The organism is Arhodomonas sp. KWT, assembly GCF_010993615.1.
In genome coordinates, this window is record NZ_WNXE01000251.1 from 1 (window position 1) to 3,051 (window position 3,051).

Consider the following 3,051-nt stretch of genomic DNA (forward strand, 5'->3'; position numbering starts at 1 on the left):
CTGGATGACGAGGTCGCTGCCCGGCGCCACCGCGGCCATGGCACCCACCACGGCGCGGCGGGCGTAGCGGCTGACCATGGCCTCCGCGGCGTCGCGGCGGTGGGCCTGCACGGCGCCCTCCAGCTTGCGCGCGGCGAGCAGCAGGACCGCCCGGTCGCGACCGGCGCCCAGGCCGTCACGGTCGACCGCGTGCTGGAGCACCCGGCGCAGCCGGCGCACGTCCGGAGGCCGTTCGCGCTGTTCCTCGCGCTCATGGCCGTCACTGTCCCTGATAATCACGGTCTCGGCGCCCCCGGCGATGACCGGTACGATCTCCGTCGACGCCCCAAAGCGCTCGCCGAGGCGGGCGCGGATCGCCTCCAGCTCCGACGGCTCGTAGCGGTCCGCCTTGTTCAGCGCCACCACCAGGGGCTTGTCGAGGGCGCGTACGGCGTCCAGTGCCCGCCATTCCTCGCGCGTCAGGTCGCCCTCGGCGACGAATACCACCACGTCCGCCCTGCCGGCCTCGTCGGTCGCCGTCCGGTCCAGGCCGGCAACGGGATCGGACAGGCCCGGCATGTCGGTGAGCACGAGGCGGTCGCCCCCGGCGTCCCGCCACTCATAGTGGACCACGTCGCGAGTCGTGCCACCGAGCACATCGGAGTCCGCCGCCGCGCCCGGTGCCAGGGCGCGGATAAGGGCCGACTTGCCGCTGCTCACGCTGCCGAACACCGCGACGTGCACACTGCCGGCCTCACGGCGCCGATCCAGCTCGTCCAGCTCCGTGCGCACGGCGGCCATGTCGGCGCCCGCTTCCGCCCAGGTGGCCGCGCGGGCGCGCAGTCCGGCCTCGTCCGGCACCGAGCCGTCCCGGGCCGGCGGCGCCGGCACCCGCAGCGTTCGCCACACCGCCCAGCCGGCGGCGGCGAGCACGGCCAGCCCCACTGCGATCACCACCACGCGCACGACCAGTGGCTCGTCGGCCAGCCGGGCCTTGAGCGCGAGGAGCTGATTGCCCGCGAGCAGCAGCACGGTGGCGACGACGAGGAGCACCACGGCCAGGACCAGCCAACGCCAGCGTGCGACGACCGTCGCGAGGCTCGTCATAGCCGGTTACTCGATCCCCAGCGCCCGGAGGATGAACGCGTAGCGCTGCGCCACCTCCTCCAGATACTGGAAGCGCCCACCGGGACCGCCGTGACCCGCGCTCATGTTGGTACGCAGCACCAGCGGGGCGTCGCCGGTGGCGCGGGCACGCAGCCGCGCCACCCACTTGGCGGGCTCCCAGTAGGTGACCCGCGGGTCGGAGACACCCGCGGTCACCAGCAGCGGCGGGTAGGCCTGCTCCGCGACATTGTCGTAGGGCGAGTACGAGAGGATGCGGAAGTACGCGGTCTCGTCGTCCAGGGGATTGCCCCACTCCGGCCATTCCGGGGGCGTGAGCGGCAGGGTCTCGTCGAGCATGGTATTGAGCACGTCCACGAAGGGCACGTCCGCCACCGCCGCACCGAAAAGCTCGGGGCGCTGGTTGAGCACGGCCCCCACCAGCATGCCACCGGCGCTGCCGCCGTGGGCGACCAGACGGCCACGGCCGGTACGGCCCTCGCCGATCAGCGTCTCGGCGCTGGCGATGTAATCGCTGAAGGTGTTGGGCTTGTCCGCCATACGGCCCTCGCGGTACCAGCGGTAGCCGCGCTCCATGCCCCCGCGCACGTGGGCGATGGCGTAGGTCACGCCGCGGTCGACCAGCGACAGGCGGTTGGGGCTGAACGAAGGCAGATCACTGATGCCGTAGGCCCCGTAACCATAGAGCAGCAGCGGCGTGTCCGGCCCCGGCGGACAGTCGCGGCGATGGAACAGCGACACCGGCACGGCCTCGCCGTCCGGCGCCAGCGCGGTCAGCCGCTCGCTGACGTAGGCCGCCGGATCGTGCCCGGAGGGCACCTCCTGGCGCTTGCGCAGGGTGCGCGTGCGCGCGGCCATGTCGTAGTCGTAGACCTCGGCGGGCGTCGTGAACGAGCTGTAGGCGAAACGCAGGGTGTCCGTGACGAACTCGAAGCCCGCGGACAGGCCCACGCTGTAGCAGGCCTCCGGAAACTCGATGGCGTGCTCGGCGCCGTCCTCCAGGCGGTGGACGACGATCCGCGGCACCGCGTCCTGGAGCTCCTGGCGCACCAGGTAGTCCCGGAACAGCAGCATGCCCTGGATGAGCCGGCCGGGCTCGTGGGCGACCAGCGTGCGCCAGCGCTCGGGGGCGTGGTCATCGAGCGGCGCGGTGCAGATGCGGAAATCCTCGGCGTCCCCGGCATTGGTGAGGATGTACCAGGCCTCGCCCCGGTCGGCGATACCGTACTCCGTGCCGGCGCGACGCGGCGCGAATACCGTGGGCCTGGCGGAAGGATCGTCCGCTGGGAGGTAATAGACCTCCGAGGTGGTGTGGTCGTGACTGTCGATGAGCAGATAGCGCCCGCTCTCGGTCTTGTCCACGCCCAAGAAGAATCCGGCATCCTGCTCCTCGTAGACCAGCGGATCCGGGCCCCGCTCGCCGAGGGTGTGGCGGTGCACCCAGCGGGAGCGGTGATCACCGTCGATACGGGTGTAAAGCAGCGTGCACGAGTCCGCGGCCCACACGAAGCTGGCATTGCAGTCGCCGATACGGTCCGGGAGGTCCTCGCCGGTCTCGAGGTCGCGCACCCGGATCTCGAAGACCTCGGCGCCGGCGGCGTCGACGGCGTAGGCGAGATAGCGGTGGTCCGGGCTATGCTCCGCCCCGCCGAGGCGGAAATACGCGGCATCGGCGGCCTCTGCGTCACCGTCGAGCAGCACCTGCTCGTCACCCTCGGCGCCGCGCCGGCACAGCAGCGGGTGCTGGCCGCCCTCGCGGTAACGGCTGTAGTAGTACCACGTCCCGTCACGCAGGGGCACGGAGGCATCGTCCTCGCGGATGCGCCCGCGCAGCTCGGTGAACAGCGCGGACTCCAGTGCCCGGGTGTCAGCGGTCACGGCATCGGCATAGGCGTTCTCGGCGACCAGGTACTCGCGGATCGCCGGATCCAGGCGATCCGGGTCGCG

2 protein-coding genes are annotated in these 3,051 nt (G+C 71.9%); both read right to left on the minus strand.

Annotation, left to right across the window (positions count from 1 at the left end; all coding sequences use genetic code 11):
• On the minus strand, positions 1–1,086 hold a 1,086-nt coding region (locus tag G7A99_RS17420; RefSeq protein ID WP_163142510.1), incomplete at its 3' end, for an Era-like GTP-binding protein.
• 6 nt (positions 1,087–1,092) lie between these two features.
• On the minus strand, positions 1,093–3,051 hold a 1,959-nt coding region (locus G7A99_RS17425), incomplete at its 5' end, for a S9 family peptidase (RefSeq protein ID WP_163142513.1).